At 50.1% G+C, this 24,199-nt stretch carries 16 protein-coding genes, 2 rRNA genes and 1 riboswitch (1 of these 19 only partly in view); of the genes, 14 read left to right on the top strand and 4 right to left on the bottom strand.

Annotated elements, in window-relative coordinates:
• Both BTJ40_RS16255 and rrf read left to right on the top strand, forming a co-directional pair.
• Positions 1-1,385, top strand: a 23S ribosomal RNA gene (locus BTJ40_RS16255) (it extends 1,497 nt beyond the left edge of the window).
• A 203-nt stretch (positions 1,386-1,588) separates the two neighbouring features.
• Positions 1,589-1,704, top strand: a 5S ribosomal RNA gene (gene rrf, locus BTJ40_RS16250).
• A 62-nt stretch (positions 1,705-1,766) separates the two neighbouring features.
• Here the strand turns inward: rrf and BTJ40_RS16245 are convergent.
• Complete coding sequence (locus BTJ40_RS16245; protein WP_108734081.1) at positions 1,767-3,425, bottom strand: acetolactate synthase large subunit; 1,659 nt, start codon at positions 3,423-3,425, stop codon at positions 1,767-1,769.
• 303 nt (positions 3,426-3,728) lie between these two features.
• On the opposite strand from BTJ40_RS16245, the gene BTJ40_RS16240 reads away from it, so the two are divergent.
• The gene (locus BTJ40_RS16240; protein WP_108734080.1) at positions 3,729-5,279 is read left to right on the top strand and encodes a thioredoxin domain-containing protein; all 1,551 of its coding nucleotides are present in this window, start codon (positions 3,729-3,731) and stop codon (positions 5,277-5,279) included.
• A gap of 72 nt (positions 5,280-5,351) precedes the next feature.
• Here the strand turns inward: BTJ40_RS16240 and BTJ40_RS16235 are convergent, their stop codons facing one another.
• Entirely contained in the window at positions 5,352-6,278 is a 927-nt protein-coding gene (locus tag BTJ40_RS16235) for an SGNH/GDSL hydrolase family protein (protein WP_108734079.1), read from the bottom strand.
• Between the two features lie 262 nt (positions 6,279-6,540).
• Positions 6,541-6,639: riboswitch (TPP riboswitch) on the top strand.
• A gap of 85 nt (positions 6,640-6,724) precedes the next feature.
• Between BTJ40_RS16235 and thiC the strand changes: the two genes are divergently transcribed.
• The 7 genes from thiC (at position 6,725) to BTJ40_RS16200 (ending at position 13,858) form a co-directional block, all read left to right on the top strand.
• Positions 6,725-8,635, top strand: coding sequence for a phosphomethylpyrimidine synthase ThiC (gene thiC / locus BTJ40_RS16230; protein ID WP_108735300.1), 1,911 nt, complete (start codon positions 6,725-6,727; stop codon positions 8,633-8,635).
• 111 nt (positions 8,636-8,746) lie between these two features.
• Positions 8,747-9,823, top strand: coding sequence for a glycine oxidase ThiO (gene thiO / locus BTJ40_RS16225; protein ID WP_108734078.1), 1,077 nt, complete (start codon positions 8,747-8,749; stop codon positions 9,821-9,823).
• The gene (gene thiS / locus BTJ40_RS16220; protein WP_108734077.1) at positions 9,823-10,023 is read left to right on the top strand and encodes a sulfur carrier protein ThiS; all 201 of its coding nucleotides are present in this window, start codon (positions 9,823-9,825) and stop codon (positions 10,021-10,023) included. Before thiO ends, thiS begins: the two co-directional genes overlap by 1 nt.
• A gap of 2 nt (positions 10,024-10,025) precedes the next feature.
• A complete protein-coding gene (locus BTJ40_RS16215) occupies positions 10,026-10,832 on the top strand; it encodes a thiazole synthase (protein ID WP_108734076.1) in 807 nt (268 codons plus the stop codon).
• Positions 10,833-10,839: 7 nt separating this feature from the next.
• The gene (gene thiE, locus BTJ40_RS16210; RefSeq protein WP_108734075.1) at positions 10,840-12,393 is read left to right on the top strand and encodes a thiamine phosphate synthase; all 1,554 of its coding nucleotides are present in this window, start codon (positions 10,840-10,842) and stop codon (positions 12,391-12,393) included.
• Positions 12,387-13,136 (top strand): HesA/MoeB/ThiF family protein, encoded by a 750-nt coding sequence (locus tag BTJ40_RS16205; RefSeq protein ID WP_108734074.1) that lies wholly within the window; start codon positions 12,387-12,389, stop codon positions 13,134-13,136. Before thiE ends, BTJ40_RS16205 begins: the two co-directional genes overlap by 7 nt.
• A 248-nt stretch (positions 13,137-13,384) precedes the next feature.
• Complete coding sequence (locus BTJ40_RS16200; protein WP_108734073.1) at positions 13,385-13,858, top strand: Dps family protein; 474 nt, start codon at positions 13,385-13,387, stop codon at positions 13,856-13,858.
• A 34-nt stretch (positions 13,859-13,892) separates the two neighbouring features.
• Here BTJ40_RS16200 and BTJ40_RS16195 read toward each other — a convergent pair whose 3' ends face one another.
• Positions 13,893-14,771, bottom strand: a complete 879-nt coding sequence (locus BTJ40_RS16195) for a LysR family transcriptional regulator (protein WP_108734072.1) — start codon at positions 14,769-14,771, stop codon at positions 13,893-13,895.
• Positions 14,772-14,937: 166 nt separating this feature from the next.
• On the opposite strand from BTJ40_RS16195, the gene BTJ40_RS16190 reads away from it, so the two are divergent.
• The 4 genes from BTJ40_RS16190 (at position 14,938) to BTJ40_RS16175 (ending at position 23,348) form a co-directional block, all read left to right on the top strand.
• Entirely contained in the window at positions 14,938-16,917 is a 1,980-nt protein-coding gene (locus BTJ40_RS16190) for an acetoacetate--CoA ligase (RefSeq protein ID WP_108734071.1), read from the top strand.
• A gap of 100 nt (positions 16,918-17,017) precedes the next feature.
• Entirely contained in the window at positions 17,018-17,392 is a 375-nt protein-coding gene (locus BTJ40_RS16185) for a hypothetical protein (protein WP_108734070.1), read from the top strand.
• A 149-nt stretch (positions 17,393-17,541) separates the two neighbouring features.
• Positions 17,542-19,341, top strand: a complete 1,800-nt coding sequence (locus BTJ40_RS16180) for an autotransporter assembly complex family protein (protein ID WP_108734069.1) — start codon at positions 17,542-17,544, stop codon at positions 19,339-19,341.
• Positions 19,341-23,348, top strand: a complete 4,008-nt coding sequence (locus BTJ40_RS16175; RefSeq protein ID WP_108734068.1) for a translocation/assembly module TamB — start codon at positions 19,341-19,343, stop codon at positions 23,346-23,348. Before BTJ40_RS16180 ends, BTJ40_RS16175 begins: the two co-directional genes overlap by 1 nt.
• Positions 23,349-23,388: 40 nt before the next feature.
• Here BTJ40_RS16175 and BTJ40_RS16170 read toward each other — a convergent pair whose 3' ends face one another.
• Entirely contained in the window at positions 23,389-23,847 is a 459-nt protein-coding gene (locus tag BTJ40_RS16170; protein WP_157954122.1) for a hypothetical protein, read from the bottom strand.
• Positions 23,848-24,199: the final 352 nt, after the last annotated feature.

Genomic DNA, 24,199 nt, shown 5'->3' with positions numbered 1-24,199 from the left:
TGATGACGAAGCCCACTTAGTGGGTGAAGTGGTTGATGCCCTGCTTCCAGGAAAAACTTCTAAGCTTCAGGTAATAGTGAATCGTACTCTAAACCGACACAGGTGGTCAGGTAGAGAATACCAAGGCGCTTGAGAGAACTCTGGTGAAGGAACTAGGCAAAATGGTACCGTAACTTCGGGAGAAGGTACGCCGGTTTTGGTGATGGGACTTGCTCCCTAAGCTGAGGCCGGTCGAAGTGACCAGGTGGCTGCGACTGTTTATTAAAAACATAGCACTCTGCAAACTCGTAAGAGGACGTATAGGGTGTGACGCCTGCCCGGTGCCGGAAGGTTAATTGATGGGGTTAGCTTCGGCGAAGCTCTTGATCGAAGCCCCGGTAAACGGCGGCCGTAACTATAACGGTCCTAAGGTAGCGAAATTCCTTGTCGGGTAAGTTCCGACCTGCACGAATGGCGTAACGATGGCCACGCTGTCTCCACCAGAGACTCAGTGAAATTGAAATCGCTGTTAAGATGCAGTGTACCCGCGGCTAGACGGAAAGACCCCGTGAACCTTTACTACAGCTTTGCACTGAACTTTGAGCCTATTTGTGTAGGATAGGTGGGAGGCTTTGAAGCAGCGACGCTAGTTGTTGTGGAGCCGTCCTTGAAATACCACCCTGGTATGTTTGAGGTTCTAACTCTGGTCCGTTATCCGGATCGAGGACAGTGTATGGTGGGTAGTTTGACTGGGGCGGTCTCCTCCCAAAGAGTAACGGAGGAGTACGAAGGTGCACTCAGCATGGTCGGAAATCATGCAATGAGCATAATGGTATAAGTGCGCTTGACTGCGAGACAGACATGTCGAGCAGGTACGAAAGTAGGTCATAGTGATCCGGTGGTTCTGTATGGAAGGGCCATCGCTCAACGGATAAAAGGTACTCCGGGGATAACAGGCTGATACCGCCCAAGAGTTCACATCGACGGCGGTGTTTGGCACCTCGATGTCGGCTCATCACATCCTGGGGCTGAAGCCGGTCCCAAGGGTATGGCTGTTCGCCATTTAAAGTGGTACGCGAGCTGGGTTTAGAACGTCGTGAGACAGTTCGGTCCCTATCTGCCGTGGGCGTTGGAGATTTGAGAAGAGTTGCTCCTAGTACGAGAGGACCGGAGTGAACGAACCTCTGGTGTTCCGGTTGTCACGCCAGTGGCATTGCCGGGTAGCTATGTTCGGACGGGATAACCGCTGAAAGCATCTAAGCGGGAAGCCTCCTTCAAGATAAGATCTCCCTGAGGCCTTGAGCCTCCTGAAGGGCCGTGGAAGACTACCACGTTGATAGGCTGGGTGTGGAAGCGTTGTGAGGCGTTGAGCTAACCAGTACTAATTGCCCGTGCGGCTTGACCATACAACAGAGATGGTTACTAACGACTAGCGAAGCTAGCGGATTGTGAGTTAGAGACATATGATCGCTTGCGGTGTATTACTACAGATTGTTTTACCGACTTATTTGGGGTTATCGCCGGTCAACAACATGACCGAGGCAAACAGCGATAACGCGGCAGGCCAAGCACATTGCTTATAAGACCAACGCCAACCCAAGCCAGTTTGCCTGACGACAATAGAGTTGTGGAACCACCTGATCCCTTGCCGAACTCAGAAGTGAAACGCAACATCGCCGATGGTAGTGTGGGGCTTCCCCATGTGAGAGTAGGTCATCGTCAGGCTTCTAATCCGAAAGGGCCACCCAACAGGGTGGCCCTTTTTTTATGGCTGAAAAATAAGGCTGCTAAAAATACTCCACAAGCTCACCCAGGTGATCTGTCAATTTGTCATTTTCAGAGTAGTCTATGGGACAGGCAATCACGGAAACAGTGTGTGCTGCCAGTGCTTCCTTGAGTGTCGGTAATAACTGATTGCTCTCTTCAATTAAATAGGCGGTTGCACCAAAGCTTTCAGCATATTTAACAAAGTTTGGGTTCTGGAAGTCGACATGACTGTGGTGGTTTAGCTCCAGATCCATTTTCCACTTAATAAGTCCATAGCTGTTATCGACTAGAATCAAGATAACGATGGGGATATTCTCACGCATTGCGGTTTCAATTTCTTGTGAGTTCATCATGAAACTGCCATCTCCCATTACCGCCAGGACTTTGCGGTCCGGGTAAGCTAACTTAACACCTATAGCGCCGGGGAGGGCAAAGGCCATGGTGGCGAGCCCGTTAGAGATCAGGCAAGTATTAGGCTTATAAGCTGGATAAAGGCGAGCTATCCACATTTTTACCGCACCGGTGTCTGTGAGTACGACATCGTCTTTTCCCATTGCTTCTCGAATATCTGCAACCACCCTTTGAGGTTTCATTGGACAGGCATTAGAAACCTTACCCTTTTCAATTTCCTCGGAGAGCAGTTTTTGAATTTTGTAGTCTTCACTGGTTAAGCTTGGCTTGGGTTTTACATGCTTGGCTAGGGCTTGCAGGGATAGAGAAATATCACCTTCTATGCCCTGACTGATATTAAACTTTGTATCGACCTCTGCGGGAAAGTTGTGGACATAAATAATTTTTTTGTTTCCATTGGGGTTTATTCGGGCTGGTGGCATCTCCTGAAGTTCGTAACCTATACAAATAACAACGTCAGCGGTGTCAAAGCCAAAGTTTGCATAGTCGTGTACCATAAAACCCATAACACCCAATGAGTTTGGATGATTCTCTGGCATGGTGCCCTTTCCATGAAATGTGCTGGCGACAGCTACATTTAAGGCTTCAGAAAATTGTATCAAAGCATCCTGGGCGTTAGCTCGAGCTGCTCCGTGGCCAACCAGGACAATGGGTCTTTGTGCATCGTTTAATATCTTTATTGCATTTCTAACTTTTTCCACTGGAGGTGCGGGGTTCTGCATAGTGTTGACTGGCAGAGGGCTCTTATTAGTCGATACCTCCATATTTGCAATATCTTCTGGGACACATAAATAGCATGCACCAGGTCGCTCTTCCTGAGATATCTTGAAGGCTGCACGTATCAGTTCGGAAGTAGACTCCGGGTCTATGATCATCTTTGATGATTTGGTAACGGGCTCAAATATTTTAACCAGATCAATATACTGGTGTGTTTCTTTATAAAGCCTATCGATACCTGCTTGAGCACTAATAGCGACTAGAGGGGTACTATCAGCGTAAGCATCGGCCACTCCCAATAGCAAGTTGATGGCCCCTGGTCCAAGAGTTGCGCTGCAGACCCCGGCTTTCCCCGTTACCCGACCATACATATCGGCCATAAAAGCAGCTGCCTGTTCCGAACGCGCGAGAATAAATCGAAGGCGTGAACCATTTGTAGCATCGACAAAACGAATATTTTCTTCTCCGGGTATACCAAATATAAATTCAACCCCTTCGTTTTCAAGGCAGGAAATCATAAGCTCTGAAACATTCAGTGAGACCTTGTCCATAGAGAACTCCTCGGCGTAAAGTTCAATACACAGTAAGAGAGTGAATTCTGCGGGGGAGATAGAGAAGACACTTTACTGCTTCTATTTAAAATGGCTGATTCTTTTCTGGAGATATTAGTCGAAGGTGCCGTCAATGAAAGGTTGCGTAGATTAACTGGATGAGCAAGCTGACTATATTGTTGAAAAATCTGCCAGATCAATGAATGGATATCTCAATTTTAGAGTGATTTTGACGATTACCATTTAACTGTTTGGTCCTTTAATCTGCTCTTGTTAGGATCTGCATAAAGAGAAGGGGGAAATATGCGGCAGTTAAAACAACTATTTAAGCTGATATTTTTAATCGGGATTTGTGCTGTTTTGACTGGATGTACAGAAGAGAAAGGTAGTGTAACAACTCAAATCAAGAAAGATACTAATACTGCGGTGGCCATACGTATTGATGGGAGGGAAGTCAGCCTTCAAGAATTAGATCATAGTTTGCAGCTGGATTTGTATGACATTGAGGAACAGAGATATGAATTACGCTTGAGAAAGATCTATGCTTTGATAGATAAAGAAAAAAAGCTCAGCTATGACGATAAGAAAATTGAGGTTTTTTTAAAGCCACCCAGTCCGCCTAGGGTTTCTATACCTTTTGATCAGAAAAACATTCGAGGAAACCCGGAAGCGCCTGTCAGTTTAGCCGTTTTTTGTTCATTTCAGTCCCCACACTGCAAGGCGATTCAACCCGTTTTACATCGCCTTTTATCAACCTATCAAGGGTGGGTTAGCCATTCATACTTCGATTTTCCACTTAAATTTCATCGGGAAGGTATGAACGCGGGTATGGCAGCTCGTTGTGCAGCTGAACAAGGTATGTTTTGGCAATATCATGATGCTTTATACGTGCTAACTCCGGAAATTAATGTTGATAGCTATAGCCAGTTGGTCAGGCAATTGAACCTGGATGCTAAGAAATTTGAAATGTGTTTGTCTAATGAGACACCCAAAGAAGCGATGCTGAGTGATCGGGATAGAGCGCTTAGTCTTGGGCTTAAAAATGTTCCTGTAATTTTTATTAATGGCCTGTATCTGAAAGGACCGCGTGAATTTGAGCAATATGCCTACTGGATAGAAGAAGAGTTGCGCTCTATGGGTATAGACCCAAAGGAAAAATATGTCTGGAGAGAAAATGATAATATTGATGATAGGGGTTTGCCGGTCACCAGTTTGCCGCTTACTTTATTGGGAATTAGTGAGTCGAGTATTGATAACAGATCAAGGGTATTAATCGAAGTAGAAGAGGCTGCTGCCGAATACTACACTACAGGCCAATCACTGCTAGAAAATGTTTCATTGCTACGCATTCACTCTAATTTTGTAGTAATTGAAAATGGATTGGGCCTAGAGAAATTACCGTTGAAAGGTGAGGAGCAGGATATTATTCCCTTAACTTACTCACGCCAGCATGACAAGGAGTTGCGCCAGCGTATTGAAATGCCGCAGGGGGACAAAGGTAAAAAACTTATTGAACCGGATGGTGTATTGACTCTCGGTCAAGAGTGGTTGGCTAAGCAACTGGAGCAGCGTGAGTTACTGGAGGCAAAGTTTACTCAGGCAGAGTTGGAAGTAGAGGGCCACCACTTGATGCGCTTAGAAGGCGTGGCTGACAATGAGTTCTTTACTGCTCTGGGTTTTGAAGAAAATGATGTGCTGTTGAGGGTCAACGATAGCTGGGTTCATAGCGGTCAGAATGAACTATGGAATGCCCTTGCCAGTGGGAAAATAATAGATGTGGCTTTTATGAGAAAGGGTTTGCCGCATAGATTACAGTATGTGGTTGAAGAGCTTGGTTACTTCGAAGAAGAGTAAGGAAAATAAATAAAATAGGGCCCGCAGTAGCTGTGATTGAGGGCCCTATATTTACCGGGCAGTAAAACTTAATTATTTATCTGGATTTCCTTGCCATAGTAGATCAGCAACAACATTTTGCCCTTGAATACTGGGGTGGAAGCAATCTCCGCCGTCAATATCATCTTTATTAAACTGGAAAGTTCCAGCATTTAACTGATCCTCACCGGTGTACTCAGCAATAACTTCAACCCCATTCGTACCGTTATAACTTTCCGCTTCTTCTACAAGGATTTCGTTATAACGTTGTTGGGCCGCGGCTATTCCGTTATAACGAGTTGGAAAACTCTCACCATTCATGGTGCCGCCATTGGTGGCGATGCGGCAGATTCCGAATGTAGACCAGACGCTTTCGCAGTCTACCCGAGAATTACTACTTTGTTTATCCAGACCAGCTGCACGAAGATCGTGTACACGGGGTACCGAGCCGAGAACAATGGTTGAGCCATTGGGGAGTCCATCCACTAATTTGCCAAGTCCGGCTCGAACTGCCGATCGCCACTCACTATCCGTGTAAAGTGGATCATTGCAATTGGCTGGATCTACGCACCCTCGATTACAGATGTCATTACCGCCCAATACTACTTCGACATGATCAGGTTTATTACTCTGGGATAGAATCCGGTCGGCTTGAACGGAAAAATTATCGCCTCCACTACGCATTTCAGCACCGGACTCCGCTGCGTTTTTATTGGCAGCCATATTGGGATAGTTAACCTTGTATTTATCGTGAACGCTTTCCACTGAATTGTCGTCGCCGTCAAACCAGGAATGCTCGGGTTGATCTCCGCCCAGAAGACAAAATAGGTCCCAAAAATACTTATTACGGGTACAATCTGCACCGAATGCCATGGTAATGCTGTCACCCGCAGCAACAGACTTGGAGGGGGCTGCCATTGCTGGCTGTATCGACAAGATGCTCAAACAGAGCGTTACTAGAACTCCATATTTATTCAACATTGTATTTTCTCCCACATCGACTTTCGCCGTAAGTTGTTATCGTTTTTTTCACTGCTCCGGTAAACGTGAAGGAGTGTAGGACGCACTCAGGTATTGTGAGTGATGAATGCTTGAGACCCTTTGGTCAGTTATCAATAAATTGAAGTCTGTTGGAGTTTTGTCGCCAAGAGCATTGATTACTTTATTGGCGTTTCAAAGCTTTACTTTTTCTGGAACAGTTTTATGCCATCTGTTCTTCTTCTAGTGCTTCCACTATACTGCGCTCTGCTTGTCGGAGTGCCTGTGGGCTGAGATCGCTGTTGCGAGATCCGTTGAACCTGATCGGGGTAACCCCCGCGTAGGGAACAAGATCTGAAGTCGCCTGTTTTTTTACAGTTTGGCGGCTTTTCTCTTTGTATGTGCCCTGGATGCTGCGACCTTTAAATTCCCAAGTTTTAAGGTTACGCATGTCTGAAATCATTGAACAATCCGGTAAAGCCGGAAAATCCTCCCGCGCTGCCAGTCGCGATTCCGCCAAAGAATTTCTTGAGAATCTCACGGTTCAGTCTTTCCCCAATTCGAGCAAGGTGTATTTGCCCGGTGAAACTCCCGACATCCAGGTTGGTGCTCGTCAGATCTGTTTGGGAGATAGTTTGGTAGGTGGGGATGCAGAGAATCCGGTGTTTGAACCCAATGAGCCCCTCACCATTTACGATACTTCGGGACCCTATTCCGAGCCCAATTTTAAAGTGGATGTACGGGAAGGGCTGCCCAAATTGCGTCAGGGCTGGATAGAGGCCCGTAGAGATACCGAACTGCTGGATTCTCGCCAGGCGGCCTATAGCCAGAAGCGTATGGCGGACCAGGGACTGGATCATATCCGCTTTGAAAACCTTCCCAGCCCTCGCCGCGCCAAACCGGGACAGAATGTATCTCAGATGCACTATGCCCGCCGCGGCATTATTACCCCAGAGATGGAATTTATCGCAGTGCGCGAAAATATGGGGCGAGCCAAATTGGCGGCGGAAATGAGTGAAAGTGAATACCAGAAGGCACGTGATGGTATTTACATCCCCGAGCAAATCACGCCGGAATTTGTGCGCCGGGAAGTTGCAGAAGGGCGGGCAATTATCCCGGCGAATATTAATCACCCGGAAGTGGAGCCGATGATTATCGGGCGCAACTTCCTGTGCAAGGTGAATGCAAATATTGGTAATTCTGCTGTGACTTCTTCCATTGAAGAGGAAGTAGAGAAACTGGTTTGGTCTACCAAGTGGGGCGCGGACACGGTGATGGATCTGTCTACCGGTGCCAATATCCACGACACCCGCGAGTGGATTCTGCGCAACTCGCCAGTGCCCATCGGTACTGTGCCGATTTACCAGGCGCTGGAGAAAGTAAACGGAATTGCTGAAGATCTTAACTGGGATGTGTTCCGCGACACCTTGATTGAGCAGGCGGAGCAGGGGGTGGATTACTTCACTATTCATGCTGGCGTGCTTTTGCGCTATGTGCCGCTCACTGCCAAACGTATGACCGGGATTGTTTCTCGCGGTGGTTCCATTATGGCCAAGTGGTGCCTCGCCCATCACAAAGAGAACTTCCTCTACACCCACTTCGAGGAAATCTGCGAGATTATGAAGGCTTACGATGTGAGCTTCAGTCTCGGTGATGGCCTGCGCCCGGGCTCAATTGCGGATGCTAACGATGAAGCCCAGTTTGGCGAGCTGCACACGCTTGGCGAGTTGACTGAAATTGCCTGGAAGCACGATGTTCAGACCATGATCGAAGGCCCCGGTCATGTGGCTATCCATAAGATCAAAGAAAATATGGATGAGCAGCTGAAGCACTGCCACGGCGCACCTTTCTACACCCTAGGTCCATTGACCACGGATATTGCTCCCGGCTACGACCACATTACTTCCGGCATCGGCGCTGCACTTATCGGCACCTACGGCTGCGCCATGCTCTGCTATGTGACCCCCAAAGAGCACCTGGGCCTACCCAATAAAGAGGATGTTAAAGAGGGCCTTATGGCCTATAAGATTGCGGCTCATGCCGCAGACTTGGCCAAAGGGCATCCGCGGGCACAGAAGCGCGATGACGCCCTGTCAAAAGCCCGCTTTGAATTCCGTTGGGAAGATCAGTTCAACCTCGGCTTGGACCCGGAGCGGGCACGCACCTATCACGATGAAACCTTGCCAAAGGAATCCGGCAAGGTAGCTCACTTCTGCTCCATGTGCGGCCCGAAATTCTGCTCCATGAAAATCACCCAGGATGTGCGCGATTATGCGGCCAAGCAGGAAGCGGCACAGGGCATGGAGGAAATGTCGATTAAATTTAAGGACATGGGTAGCGAGATTTATCACAAGGGCTGATGAGTATTTTGGGGGAGAGTCCTCTCCCCCAAGAATCGGATAACAAAAGTATGGCGAGTGCATAGCGCATATCGCTGGGTGTCGATTTGGATTTGCGAAGATAGGTGGTCTGTGACAAGCGAAACCAAAGCCAAAGTAGCTATTGCCGGTGGCGGCCTGTTAGGTCGCTTGCTCGCCTGGCGGCTCTGTCAGCGGGAACTGGATATTACCCTGTTTGAAGCGGGTGATTTGTCGGCGCCAGTCGGGGGAGCTTGCTGGACGGCAGCGGGAATGATCTCACCACTATCGGAATTGGTGCACAGCGATAAACAGGTTTACAACCTGGGGTTGAAAAGCCTTGAGCTTTGGTCTGAGTGGGCCCGGCAGCTGGAGGAGCAGAGCGGGCAGGACGTGGGATACCGCCGAGCGGGCTCAGTGCTGGTTGCTCACGGCAAGGATAAAAGTGAACTGCTGCAATTCCTGCGGGAGCTACAGGGCAAGTTGGGCGAGTCTGCCAGGGAGCAGGTGCAGCCCCTCGATTGCAATACTTTAGCGAAATTAGAGCCCTCCTTACACGGCTTTGAACAGGGGCTTTACCTGCGGGGTGAGGCGGATATCAATAATCACCGCTTATTGCCTGCGTTACTCAGCGTATTGCGCCGAGGTGCAGTCACTCTGCGAGAGCACAGCAAGGTAAATTGCGAAGCCAGGTATATCTCTGTGAACTCGGAGTGCGAACAATTTGATTGCGTGATCGACTGCCGTGGCCTCGGTGCCAAGGGGCAGATTGAAGGCTTACGCGGTGTCCGTGGTGAGGTGATGGTGGTGGAATCCCAGGAAGTGGTTTTGCAGCGTCCAGTGCGACTGCTCCACCCGCGTTATAAGCTCTATGTCGTACCCCGAAGCGATGGACGCACAGTAATTGGTGCTACGGAAATTGAGAGCGAAGACCAGTCGCCCATTTCCGTGCGCTCCAGTATGGAATTGTCTTCCGCGCTTTACTCTCTCAACCCGGCTTTTGCCGAGGCTCGTATTGTTGAGACCCGCGTAAATTGTCGCCCTGCCACTATGGATAATATGCCTTATATTCACAGCGAGGATGGGCTGATTCGGGTGAATGGCCTTTACCGTCACGGTTATCTTTTAGCGCCGGCAGTAGTGGAGCAAGTGGAGAATCAAGTGGCACAACAACTGTTACAGGTGGTTTGATGCAGGTACTAATTAATGGGGAAACTCAGAGCCTTGAATCCCCGCTAAAACTCTCTGCGCTTTTACAGCAGCTCGGCTATCGCGGAGAAACATTTGCCGTTGCGATCAACGGTGGATTTATTCCCCGTACGGAATATAGCAATACACAGATAAATAACGGCGATAGCCTGGATATTGTTGCTCCGGTAGTGGGGGGGTAAAGGTGAGCGATCTATTAACACTTTACGGAAAAACATTTAACAGCCGGCTTTTGGTGGGCACCGCCCTGTATCCCTCCCCAGCGATTATGCGCGAATCCGTGCAAGCCTCAGCTTCGGAAATTATTACTTTGTCCCTGCGCCGGCAAAATCCGGCACAGCAGCAGGACAATCGATTTTGGGATTATATTCGCGAGTCCGGCTGTCAGCTGTTGCCCAATACCGCCGGTTGTAAATCGCCGCGAGAAGCGGTGGAGCTGGCAAAAATGTCCCAGGAAATTTTCCAGACCGATTGGCTCAAGCTGGAGGTGATTGGCGATGATTACAATTTGCAGCCAGACCCCTTTGGTTTGGTAGAAGCTGCGCGGGAATTGATTCAGTTAGGCTTCAAAGTTTTGCCTTATTGCACGGATGACCTGGTGTTGTGTCGAAAACTTTTGGATGTGGGCTGCGAGGTATTAATGCCCTGGGGGGCTCCCATCGGTACCGGGCAAGGCCTGCTCAATAAATATAACCTGCAAACACTGCGCGAGCGCCTGAGTGATGTACCGCTTATTATTGACGCCGGAATCGGTGCGCCATCACAGGCGGCAGAAGCGCTGGAGATGGGCTTTGATGCGGTGTTATTGAATACCGCGATTGCAAAAGCCCAGGATCCGGTACTGATGGCTAATGCCTTTAAACTGGCTGTGGAATCCGGGCGCGCCGCCTTTAACGCCGGCTTGATGCTCAGGCGTCAAACTGCCAGCCCCAGCACCCCCACCCTGGATATGCCTTTCTGGCAGCAGGCAGAGAGCATATTGCAGGATTAGTATTTTTATGCGCGATCAACTCCAATTGAAAAAGCCAATTGTCTGGACCATTGCCGGCAGTGACTCCGGCGGTGGCGCCGGCATTCAGGCGGACCTGCTGACTTTTGCCGATCTCGGCTGCCATGGTTGCAGTGCTATCACGGCCAATACCGCACAGAATACGGTGGAAGTCACTGCAATTAATGCAGTTTCCCTAGAGGTCTTGGCTTCACAATTGCGGGCCTTACAGCGGGATCTATTTCCTGCCACAATTAAAATCGGTCTGCTAGCGAATGCTGAACAAGTTGTTGCGGTGGCAGATTTCCTGCGCCAGCTGAAAGCGGTGCAGCCGGTTCCGGTTATATACGACCCGGTTGCTGTTGCCACCAGCGGAGCCGGGCTCACCGAAGGGAATATTACCGCAACGGTGTTGGCTCAGTTGATGCCACAGTGTGATCTGGTCACTCCCAATTTACATGAATTGGAATGGCTTACCGGAGCCAGTGTCACGGGTGCGGAATCTATTGTGCAAGCTGCGCGTCAGTTGCACGCCCAGGGCGGTACTGCAATTTTAGTTACCGGCGGCCATACGCAATTGCGTGCGGGAGAAGTTGCCGACTTACTGTGGGATGGTGAAAAAGCTGATTGGTTTATTGGCCGGGAAGTGTCCAGTACAGGCACACATGGCACTGGCTGCACTCTGTCCTCCGCTATTGCCGCCTGCCGCGCCTTGGGCTATCCGTTGCGAGATGCCTGCGTCGTGGGAGGAGCCTATGTTCAGCGGGGCTTGCGCCGGGGAAATAATGCACACATCGGCGCTGGTGCCGGCCCTGTAGGCCACTGTGGCTGGCCCCTGGATTTAATCGACTTCCCGGAGATTTTGGTACCGGGAGAAGAGCGTGCGCTGGATTATGGTTTTGGTGCGGCCCAGCCTCTTGTTCAAGGGTTTGCCCAAACAGACTCTCAAGTATTGGGTTTATATCCGGTAGTGGATACAGTGGAGTGGTTGCAGCGCCTGGCCGAGCTGGGGGTGCGTACTTTACAGCTGCGAATAAAGAATCCGGGTGGGGACCTGCGCGTACAGATTGAGCGTGCAGTGGCTATTGGCAGGACGTATAACCTGCGCCTGTTTATCAATGATTACTGGCAGTTGGCGATTGAGTGCGGCGCCTACGGTGTGCATTTGGGCCAGGAGGATTTGCAGTCTGCTGATCTGAGGGCAATTCAAGCGGCAGGATTGAAGCTGGGTATCAGTACCCACGGCTTCTATGAATTACTGTTGGCCTACCGTTATCGCCCCAGCTACCTGGCGATTGGTGCAATTTATGCGACCAACACCAAGGATATGTCGGATCAGTTGCAGGGCGTACAGAAGCTTGCGCGAATGGCAGCACTATTGCCCGATTATCCACTCGTGGCAATTGGTGGTATTAATATGCAACGGGCCAGTGAGGTTATTGCTAGCGGTGTTGGCAGTATCGCCGTGGTCAGCGCTATTACTAAAGCGGAAGATTACAAGCAGGCGGTTGCCGATTTTAATGTCCTGTTGAAAGGTAAGCATGCGGAAGTAGAGCCATGTTAAGTAGTAAGGAATTACATCGTTACAGTCGCCAGATAATGTTGCCCCAGGTGGGTGAAGAGGGGCAGAAAAAACTGTCTTCTGCGCGAATTCTGATTGTTGGCTTAGGTGGGCTCGGCAGCCCGGCAGCGATGTATCTGGCCGCAGCCGGTATTGGAGAGCTGCACCTGGTAGATGGTGATCATATCGATCTCTCCAATTTGCAGCGCCAGGTTTTGTACAAAACCAATCACCAGGGAAAATCCAAAGCCATGGTGGCTGCACAACAATTGGCTGCAGCCAATCCAACTATTCGCATTCACCCCCACAGCCAAATGGCGAATGAATCCTGGCTGCGTGAGCAGGTAAAACAGGTGGATCTAGTGTTGGACTGCACCGATAACCTGGAAATCCGCCATACGATCAACCGGGTTTGTTGTCAGGCAGGATGTCCGGTGGTAATGGCATCGGTGCAGGGGTTTTCCGGCCAGCTGATTAGTTTTGATTTTTCTGAAGGAAAAGGTCCCTGTTATGCCTGCTTGTTTCCGCCCCAGGAGCAGGCTGAAGTCCAGAACTGCTCTACAGCAGGTGTGATCGGTCCTGCGCTGGGTGTAGTTGGTAGCATGCAGGCTCTGGAGGCCATGAAATACCTAATGGATTTGCCGGTATCGAGCTTGAATAAATTGCACTTAATCGAGACGGAAACCTTAGCTCTGCAAACTTTGCAGCTACCGAGCCATAGTAATTGCCCGGTCTGTAGTGCCTGATTTCTTGTGTTTTCAGCCGCGGGCTCGATAAATAGTTTTATTTGGAGAGTCCCTTATTGGCAGCGTCTTGTCGCAAAATTTTCTTTCAATAGCCGGGTTAAAATTCACGCCATTTTTGTACCTTATAAATCTTACTTGTCTATATAAATAAGCTATTGGCTCGATAGCTTGTGAGAAGTGAATAAAGGTACCAAAATGGCCTTATAACCATTTCGGTGACAACAGTTTTTGGAAGAGGGATTTGTATTATGAAAAAAATCGATATTGGTATCAGTGAAAAGGATCGGGAAAAGATTGCTGCCGGTTTGAAACATTTGTTGGCAGATAGCTATACCCTTTACCTGCAAACCCACAACTTCCACTGGAATGTTACTGGGCCTCTGTTCCGAGAATTACACCTGATGTTTGAAGAGCATTACACCGAGCTGGCTACTGCGGTGGATGATATTGCCGAGCGCATTCGCACTCTCGGGGTTTCCGCTCCTGGAACTTACCAGGCTTTTGCCCAACTCAGCTCCATCAAAGAAGTTGTTGAGGTACCACCGGCGGAAGAAATGGTAAAAATTCTCACTAAAGGGCATGAACAGGTAATCAAAACCTGTCGTGAAGTTTTAAAAGATGCCCAGGCGGGAGAAGATGAATCCACAGTTGCCCTGGTATCTGATCGTATGAGAGTTCACGAGAAAACGGCTTGGATGCTGCGCGCAACCAGCAGTCACTAGTCGCTCAAAACAAGTAGAGGCGCTTTTATAGACCTCAATCAGTAATCGCGGATAAAAACGCGGTTGCTGGTGCCGACAAGGTGCCACGGCTCTTTAATAACACCCCTACCTCCTGACTCACTACTGGCGCCGATAGCGGAAGGCATTCCAGCCCATATTCCCGAACCTGTGTTTCGCACAAGCTCGGCACTGCACTAATCCCCATTCCCGCATGTACTAACTGGCTGATTGTGCTTAATTGATTAGCTTCGCAGATATAGTGAACGCCTTTGCCACTTTGCCCGAAGGCCTCATCGGTCCAGCGCCTCACCGCTGAGCCGCGGTTCATAGCAATAAAAGGAAAACTGGCCAGGTCACTCCAGCGCACTTTTCCTTTTTCGCTGAGGGGGTGCTGGGGTGGTATGACTGCGATAAAACGATCCCGGTGCAGGGGCACAAACTCAAGCCCGCCTAAATCCTCGGGGCGAAAACTGATGCCCAGCTCTGCCCGGCCATCCTGTACTGCTTGGGTTACTCGTTCCATCACCACATCTTCCAACAGGATATTGATTTGTGGGTGTTGGCGGTGAAAATTGGCTAATAATTGGGGAAGTTGGTTGAGCGCATAGGCGGGAATTACTGCCAAGCGCAACTGCCCACGCTCCAGGCGAAAGGCCTGCTGTACCGCATCCAGGGATTGATCCCAGTTGTGCAGTAGCTGTTCGGCGCGGGAGAGAAATTCCTCACCCTCCGGGGTGAGAGTGAGTTGGCGGGCTTCTCGACTGAAAAGCGGGCCGCCAGTCGCACCCTCCAGATTGCGGATGGCAATGGACAGGGCTGGCTGGGAAGTGTGCAACTGTGCACTGGCCTGGGCCAGGCTGCGGCTGCGGGCCACTGTGACAAAGGCGCGTAGTTGTTTGATCGTGGCACTCACGGCGGCAAGTTCCTGGGGAGTTGATAGATTTGGCTATGTTAACTTTTATTTAACAAATCTAAAAAAGATTAAAATAGTTTTAAGTGGTGGGGCAGGGCATGATTGCTCCCCTTGTGCCCGAGAGGGCGATTCGAAAACACAATAATGAGCCACAAGGTCTGTTGAAATGAAGGACAACTCCCAACCGCTCTGGCAACCCAGCGCAGAGGCTATTGCCGCCACCCAGATGGATGAATTTCGTCGCTGGGTCAACCAGCAATACCAGCTGGATCTCAATGATTACGCGGCCTTATACCAGTGGTCAGTAGATAATCGCGAAGCTTTCTGGCGGGAGTTGTGGGATTACACCGGAGTTATTGCTGCAGATAAGGGTAATGAGACACTCAGTAACGATTCCATGCCCGGTGCGCAGTGGTTTCCACAGGCACGTCTGAACTTTGCTGAGAACCTGCTGCGTTATCGCGACGACAAGTCTGCCCTGGTCGAGCGCCTGGAGAACGGTAGCCGTCGTGAGCTGAGCTACAAGGAGCTGTACGATCGGGTGGAGCGCCTGTCAGCGGCCCTCGTTGCCCAAGGTGTTGTTGAGGGAGATCGGGTAGCGGGCTTTATGCCCAATGTGATCGATACCGTAGTGGCCATGTTGGCCACCACCAGCCTCGGTGCTATCTGGACCTCCTGCTCACCAGACTTTGGTATCAATGGAGTATTTGACCGCTTTGGCCAGGTGCAGCCGAAAGTGCTATTTGCCTGTGAAGGATACTTCTATAACGGCAAGGTTATTGATTCATTGCCGCGTCTGCGCGAGATCATGCAGCGAATCGAATCTATAGAAACTTTGGTAGTGGTACCGGTTGCGCGCTCAGAAGAGGAAACTGCTCAGGTACTAGCGGCAGAGCCGCTGGGTAAGGCGGTATTACTGCAAGCTTTTGAAGCTGCGGCGCCCGCTCGCGAACTCTCCTTTGTACAAACCGAATTTAATCACCCCCTGTACATCATGTACTCCTCAGGTACTACTGGTGTACCCAAGTGCATCGTCCATGGAATGGGTGGCACTTTGCTCCAACACCTGAAGGAGCATCGCTTGCATGGCGATCTGCGCCGTGAGGATACACTTTTCTACTTCACCACCTGTGGTTGGATGATGTGGAACTGGCTGGTGAGTGGCCTGGCTTGTGGGGCGACTCTAGTGCTGTTTGATGGCTCACCTTTCTTTCCTTCATCCCAAAGTCTATGGGATATGACCGATGAAGAGGGAATCAGTGTGTTTGGCACCAGTGCCAAATATATTGCTGCGCTGGAGAAGAGTGGCTGCAAACCCCGGGAGACCCACAAACTGGAGAAATTGCGTGCGGTGCTCTCCACAGGCTCTCCGCTGGCCCACGAAGGCTTCCGCTATGTCTACAGAGATATAAAAGCAGATCTCTGCTTATCCTCTATTTCCGGCGGCACCGATATTGTGTCTTGCTTTGCCCTTGGCAACCCAACTCTACCGGTCTATGCCGGTGAATTGCAGTGTCGCGGCTTGGGTATGGCGGTGGAAGTCTGGAATGATACAGGCAGTGCAGTGGTTGAAGAGAAAGGGGAGCTGGTTTGCTCCAAATCCTTCCCCTGTATGCCGATTGGCTTCTGGAACGATCCAGATGGAGCCAAGTACCGCGGTGCTTACTTTGAAAATTGGCCTGGTGTGTGGGCGCATGGGGACTATGCCGAGATTACGGCACACGGTGGTGTCGTGATCTATGGCCGCTCCGATGCAGTACTTAATCCCGGCGGTGTGCGTATCGGAACCGCAGAGATTTACCGCCAGGTGGAGAAAGTCGAGGAGGTGCTCGATAGTATCTGTATCGGCCAGCCCTGGCACGACGATGTACGGGTAGTGCTGTTTGTAGTATTGCGAGAGGGTATTGTACTGGACGAGGATCTGACCCAGAAAATCCGCTCCACGATTCGCGCCAATACCACGCCTCGCCATGTACCGGCGAAGGTAATCCAGGTGGCGGATATTCCTAAGACTATCAGCGGTAAGATTGTGGAACTGGCTGTGCGCAATGTGGTGGAGGGTAAACCGGTTAAAAATAAGGAGGCCCTGGCCAACCCTGAAGCCTTGTCGCTGTTTGAAAAGCTGTCTGAGTTGGCAGAAGAGTAGTTAGGAGTAAGGGAGCGTAACCCGGCGCCATTTAGTTTGCTGCGGTTCTGCGCTACCCTTCACTTTATAAACACCAATAATTCACGGTAGAAAAACAGTCATGGTTACTTATTTGTACTGGGCAGCGGTGATTGCCCTGGTTATTGCTTCTCTTTTTATCGGCAGTCGCCTGGGCAGCCTTAAGATCGGCGCAATCGTGGCTGCGGTTTTCTTTGTCGGCGGCTGGCTTGCCTACTACTTTCACTATGAGCAGGTTTTCGTGAAGCGCTTTGGCGGGGTCATGCGTATCTCAGTGCCCGATGGATACCGCCATATCGGCGCCACCTGGAAAGAAGATAATTTGTGGATCGAGAATTATAACCCCAAGACTAACCAGTGTATTTTCACGGAGTATTCCAAAGGAAATATTCTGGAAGGGCGGGTGATTATCCAGGATTGTAATCCCTTAATGCCCAGCCAAGGCACTCAGCCGTAGAAGCCCCAAACGCCGAATCGGCTTATTGGCTGCTCAATAAGTCGATTTAATTATCCCAGCTGTTGTCATCAGTTGGATATTCCAGCCTACGGAGGGAACGGATACCCGGATTTTTGCGGAGTAGCCGCTACTGACACCGGATAAAGATCTTGCGAATTCTCTTTGTCTCCCTGCTTGTTGTCCTTCTAGCGCTGCCAATGCAGCTGGCAGCAGCCATCCCATTTTTTGATCGCTTGCCGGGTTTTACCCTACTGGTGCAGGGTGATCCTCAGCTGCAAGAAAAACTGACCTCCGAACTCAATGAGTTGCGCAAAAACAGCAGTGCACTGGAAAATTACGAAGATCCGGCAGATATAGCCCACTATGAGCGGGGCAACCTGGAAAAGCTCCTGCGCGCGCAAGGGTATTATGATGCCACTGTGTATGAATCTGTTGCCGGTAACCAAATTTTCTATAGCGTCACTCCCGGCCCTCAGTACCATATCAAGAGCCTGGATATTGATATGCCGGCTGGTTTGCGAGCAGGCTTTAGTGGTTTACCTATCCATGTTGGAGACCCACTTATTGCCAGCAAGGTGCTTGAAGGCGTAGAAAAAATCACCAAGTACCTCAATGAAAATGCCTGCCTGTTGAATGTTGATGTCAGCTACCAGGCAACAGTGATTCACCAGGAGGCCTCCGCGAGACTGGAGTATCGGGTGGCCCCTAGCCCAGAGGTCCATGTTGGCCAAGTCCGTATCGAGGGTGTCAGCTCTATCGAAGAGGATTACTTGCTCGATAAGGTGAAGATCAAATCAGGGGATTGCTTCAGTCGCAGTAAACTGGATGCCGCACAACTGCGCCTGCTGCGCACCAACTTAATTGCCAATGTGAATACTGAAGTTTCTGAACCCTACGATGGGTTGGTGGATGTTACTTTTGTTATTCAGGAGCGCAATCACCGCACCATAACTTTAGGGGTGGGGTATACCTCCGATGAGGGAACCGGTATTTCAGCAGCCTGGGAGCACCGCAATGTTTTCCATCGTGGGGAAAAAATTGAAGTTGAAAGCAAGCTGAATGAGGTAAAGCAAACCCTGGAGGGCAAGCTGACAATTCCACGTTTCTTTCATGATAAGCAGCGCTTGACGGCGAGTATTGCCCTGGAAGGCGAAGATGTAGATTCCTACCGTTCAGAGTCCCTGACATTCAGTGCACTGGTTTCGCGAAAAATCAGCAAACATCGCACGCTGAGTGGCGGTGCAGAATTGAAATTCAGTGAGGTGGATGAAAAAGTTGAAGGTGCGGTTGAAGAGGAAGATCCCGATGAAAACTACACCTTGCTGGCATTTCCCTTGGGCTTTAAATTAAATACAACAGATAAACCCCTGGACGCCCATCGTGGTGCCACTTCTGCGCTGGAAGTGAAGCCCTATATTGACCTGAGAAATACCAATACCACCTTTATTAAAAATACCCTGCAACTCACCGCTTACAAGACGGCCAATGATTGGCGTTACAAACCCACCTTAGCGCTCAGGTTAAAAGCCGGAGCTATCACTGGAGAGCCGAATCTTGAGCTACCTGCGGATGAACGCTTTTACGCTGGTGGGGGTGGTTCTGTGCGCGGCTATGGTTACCAGGAGTTGGGTCCGCGACTTGTTGAGATTAATGATGAAGGTGAGGAAACCCTTTCCGATGCTATTGGTGGCCGGGGACTCAGTGAGATTTCTTTTGAGGGCCGTTTTCGTTTTACGGATACTTGGGGCGGTGTGATTTTTCTCGATGGCGGCAATGCCTATGAGGACGCAGCGCCTAAGTTTTCCGACTTGTTTTGGGGAACGGGTTTTGGCGTACGCTATATCACCTCCTTTGCCCCTATCCGCATGGACATCGCCTTTCCCCTCGATCGTCGTGAGGGCATTGATGATCGCTATCAGGTGTATGTGAGCTTGGGGCAGGCATTCTGATGCGCTGGTTGGGCCTGTTTGCGCTGGGCGTTGCTCACTGGATTGGTACTTTTCTGCGTGGGCTCTGGCGCTCTCTGGGTGCCGGGGGTTCCCTGGTAACAGGCATTTGTCTGTTCCTCCTGATGTCCGCTATCTATTTCCTCAGCACGGAACCGGGGCGCGTCGGTCTTACTCGAGGGGCTTTTTACGTTGCCGAGCAATTTGTGGACGACCTCGAAATTGAGGCAGAGGGAATTCGCAGTGAAAAATTAGGATTTTGGTTTTTTGAGCGACTGAGAATTGATTATCGAGCTAATACACTTGCTGAAGCCCAGGATCTGGAAGTTAAGCTCAACAGCTTGTCCCGAGATCCCATCGATATCGAGCGAGTGGGGGCCAAAGATTTACTGCTCAACCTGAATATTCTCAATGAACTTCTCTCTGCGCTGGCAGATTCTGGCGAAGAGGAGGTTGAAGTTGTTAGTGAGGAGCAGCCATCGACTACTTGGGATTTGCTAGTTCCTGGATTTCGCTTGGCGCAACTGGATATAGCTCGCCTGCAACTGGTGGACAGCCGGTTGATGGCTATTCCCCCCGTTACTATTCAGGCTGACGCCTTATACCGCTGGCAGGATAAACCGGCGCAGCTATTTATCGAAGTTAGTGAGCTGAATGGCTCCGAGTTTAATCTCACTGTAAATGGCGAGATGCAGGGCGAGCGCTTTGTAATCGACTTCTCTATTAGTGAGGTGGCCCAGGGGTTTGTCAGCCGACAGCTGCATCTGCCGGAAAATCAGGTATTGGATGCTCGCGGCGAATTATCCCTGCGCAGGCAGGGGGAAAAACTGCTGCTGGATATTAATTCGATCGCGGCTCCTCTAGCAGAACATCAGCTGGATCTGACTGGGAGTATCGAAGCCGATATTAATCCCTGGCGCTTATCTTCAACGGGGATTTGGCTGCGAGTGGATGAGCGGCGCAGTACGATTAAAGGCAGTATCAGCGCGGACGGTGTCAATGCGACAGTTAATCTCAATCAAATCCCGCTAACGCTTTCCCGCCCCTGGCAGGATATCCTGGACAATGGTTGGCTCAGTGCAGATTTTTCGGTGCAGGGAGCCCTGCAACGGCCGAATATTAATGGCAGCTTACAAGTGGAAAGCAGCTACCGGCAGCAGCCCCTGCAATTGGAGGGGCGGGTCGATACCCAGGCAGGTGTGATTGACTTGCAAGCCTTGTCTTTGCATTTTGCCGGTGCCCGGATCAAAGTGCTCGGTACTATAGATACGAATTTGAAAGCACTGGATTTGGTGGGAGAGATTGATGAGTTGGGTGTTGAAGAAATTCGCCGGCTTGCAGCTTCGCTACCCCAGGCTGATAGGGTAGTTATTCCTACTGCTTTATCCGGCACCTTGCATCAGTTGCGCCTGGAGGCAATCGGCTCGTGGAAAAACCCAAACCTCAATTTGTCTCTGAGTGCAGTGAGTGCTTACCACGAGTTACAGGGCGAGTTGACGGCGGCACTAAGTGGAAACCTGCACGCGCTGACCATTGATGAAATGGTGTTTACCGGAGAGAAGCTCAATCTGGAAGTAATCGGTCAGCTTGATATTGAACAGATGCAGCTGGATTTACATGGGCAGATCGACGGCAAAGATATTAGCTTGCGCGACGACCTTGGAGTTACCGAGACAGAGGGAGTAAGCCTAGGGGTATCTTCCGAAGTAACGGTCCAGGGGGATTGGAATAATCCCCAGGTAAGTATTTTCCTGGATTCCGATGGCGTCGCGCAGGATTACCCCTTTAACTTAAAAGGGGAAGCCAGTGGCGATATGGACCTGATAGAGGTCAGTGACCTGCGATTGGAGTTATTTACCAACGGCAATGGCAACCAGTTTGGTTCATCCTCGAGCAGAGGCCCTCAGTCCCCCGTGATTGCCTCAGGTTTTGATAAAGGGGAGCCGGAGCCCCTACAGAGCCAAAGCCGCCTGATTGCCCTCGCTGAAGATGCCCAGCAGTTGGGTCGGGTGGGGGTGGCATTGCTGCAGGCCGATGGTTCTATCGAACCTCGGCAAGACCGATTACAAATTGATATGGGGGCGCGCAACCTGCCGCTGTTCCTGGTAGATCTCGTCGGTCTCTCTCTCCCTAACTCCCTTGAAGGTGAGTTGAGCTTGGATGGCAGGATTGACGGGGCTATTTCAAACCCGCAGATTAAAGCCAACCTGATCGCACAGGGAGAGTTTCATCTGGAGCCCTGGCATTTGCAGGGTACTGTGGACTATGCAGATAGGAGTCTGGTAACTGATGGTATCGAGCTACTATGGGCGGGCCGCAACCAATTATCGATACTGGGTAGCTTGAATGCAGAGCGACTGGACTTAGAGTTACGCGGCCAGGGTGATTTATCAGATTTGGCGAATAGTTTTTCCAGCGGTAGGGCTGGTAATGGTGATGTCAGCCTTTATGCCAGTATTGGCGGAAGCCCCAAGCAGCCAGAATTTCAGGGGGAGTTGCGAGCTACTGGAGAAGCCCTGGGGCGAGGGCAGCGCGGAATCCAGGTTCAACCGCTTTCGATAGTGTTCGACTGGCAGACAGAGAATGGAGAGCTGGATGCATCCCTGATTGCCCAACACGGCGGTAGCAACGCAGTAAATAGCCAAGTGAGTGTATTGATCGCGCCGATCTTCGAACAACTATTTGCTGAGAATAATCAAACTGGCGGCCTGCGAAATGTGCCCTTTCAATTACAGGGGCGTGGTACGGCCGATTTGTCAGTGATTGCGGAATATATTGATCCCCGTGTTCACCGTATGCGCGGCTTGCTCAGTTTTAATGTTGATGGTACCGGGAATTGGCAGCGTCCCCTTTTAACTGGTGATATCGAGTTGAGTAATGGTCGCTATGAGCATCGCCCGAGCCATACCCGCATTGCGGATATTAACTTCTACGCGCAGTTGTCTCCAGAGGAGTGGCGGATTGTACGAGGAAGCGCTACCGATGGTGATGGTGGGCGGATAAACCTGGGAGGGGCGGTCTTTTTACCTCCGGATAGCTCACCCAGTTTCGATATCGTATTAAGCCTCAGTAGGGCCCACCTGCTTAACTCCCCGGGTGTGCGCGGTGCAATATCCGGTGATGCCCGTTTGTCGGGCTCAACCCAGGATGCAGAAATTACCGGGCGATTCATTTTGCAGCCGCTGGCTGTACAGATTGAGCAATGGATTGGCAGCAGTGTTCCGGAAATCCAGGTGGTGGAAGTTCAGGTCGATGGCCCACAGGTGCAGCGATCTTCTCCCCTGTTTAGCAAAATTGGATTGGATGTAGAGGTTGTACTGGACCAGCAATCCTATGTGCGTGGGCTTGGATTGAATTCACAATTACATGGACAAGTGGATATACGAGGTACAGCCGATAAGCCAAAAGCTTCTGGTAAATTGACAATCGTTCGCGGTAGTTTTGATTTGTTTGGCAAGAAATTTGATTTAGAAGATGGCGAAATACGTTTCGAGAATAATGAAGTTGCAATTCTGGTTGAAGGTATCTATGAGTATAGCGACGGTGAAATAACCGCTCAGATATCAGGCACTGCTGCGGATCTGGATATTACCTTTACTTCCGATCCCTCGGCCTCCCAGGATGAGATCCTGGCGCAACTACTTTTTGGCAAGTCTTTATCGGATATTTCACCTCTACAAGCTGTTCGCCTGGTCAGTGTTGTGCGGAGTTTACAGTCGGGTCGTGCAGTATTGGACCCAATCGCCAAGACCCGTGAACTACTTCGCCTGGATACACTCAATATTGAGCAGGAGGAGGGAGATGAAGGTGATGAGTACGCATTGAGCTTGGGAAAATATATTACTAATCGAATTTATGTAGAATTACAGAGAAGTACCGATCCTCTCAGTCCATGGCAGGCGGAGATGCAAATAGAACTTAGGGATAATTTAAATCTGGAGTTTAAAAGTGCCGATGACGGTGACAGCGGTTCCGGTAGTGTAGAGTTACAGTGGAAAAAAGATTATTAGGGTTTTCGCTACTAACCCCCTATCGTCGTAAGAAGCATCGCTAATATTTGGTGATTAGTATATCCGTTATTTTTAACGTGCAACCCGGCTGAGGCGGATTGTTGACCCCCCAGTTGTCGATAACAATCATCATTGACTCATCAAAAATAGAAGGCCCCTTTTCCCGGTAGGCATGCCAAAGCTGATTTGAATCATCGCACTTAGACGCAGATGCTTCACACACTTTTATATCCCATTGATAAGTTCCACTAGCTTCACCCGATATGATTTTCCTGGATGTAAAAGTTATATGCTGTTGGGCACCACTCTTCACCTGTAGGGGACCTGTTTGGCTTGTCCACGCCGCCTGTTTGGGAAGCCCTCCCCAATTGGAAGTGAAACCTCCCGGACCATTGGAGCCTGTTGTTTCTACAAAATCGACTTCCCGCTGCCCCCCGGCCCCCCGGCCCAACATCCACTGGATTGTCCACACCAGGGAAACATATAAACGGCAATCCACTCTTTAGCACCACACTTACCTGGGGGCACATCAACCTTAAAGTCAATTGCAGAAATATCTTTCATTCTAATCTCGGTATTCCCGCACTGAACCGCAGATGTATAAGCGCAGGAACCTTTGGTATCGCCATCCATAATAATAACAGCGGATCCTTCCGTATTGCTTGGTTGAAAGCTGATTTTAGTGCAGCGATTGTTTTCGGCCACTTTGTCATCTTGATGATTGAATATGGGCTTACATGTTGTTGCTGATGCCAGATTTGAGTGGATAGGGCAGCAAAGATCAGGAAGAGTCGGGTTGCTTGTAGCATGGTGTGGAGCTTGCAAACTATAAAACTCAATAAATTATAGTT

The sequence above is a fragment of the Microbulbifer sp. A4B17 genome, from assembly GCF_003076275.1.
Classification (GTDB): domain Bacteria; phylum Pseudomonadota; class Gammaproteobacteria; order Pseudomonadales; family Cellvibrionaceae; genus Microbulbifer.
The sequence above is the reverse complement of the archived record's forward strand: the minus strand, read 5'-3'. Positions and strand labels throughout refer to the sequence as shown.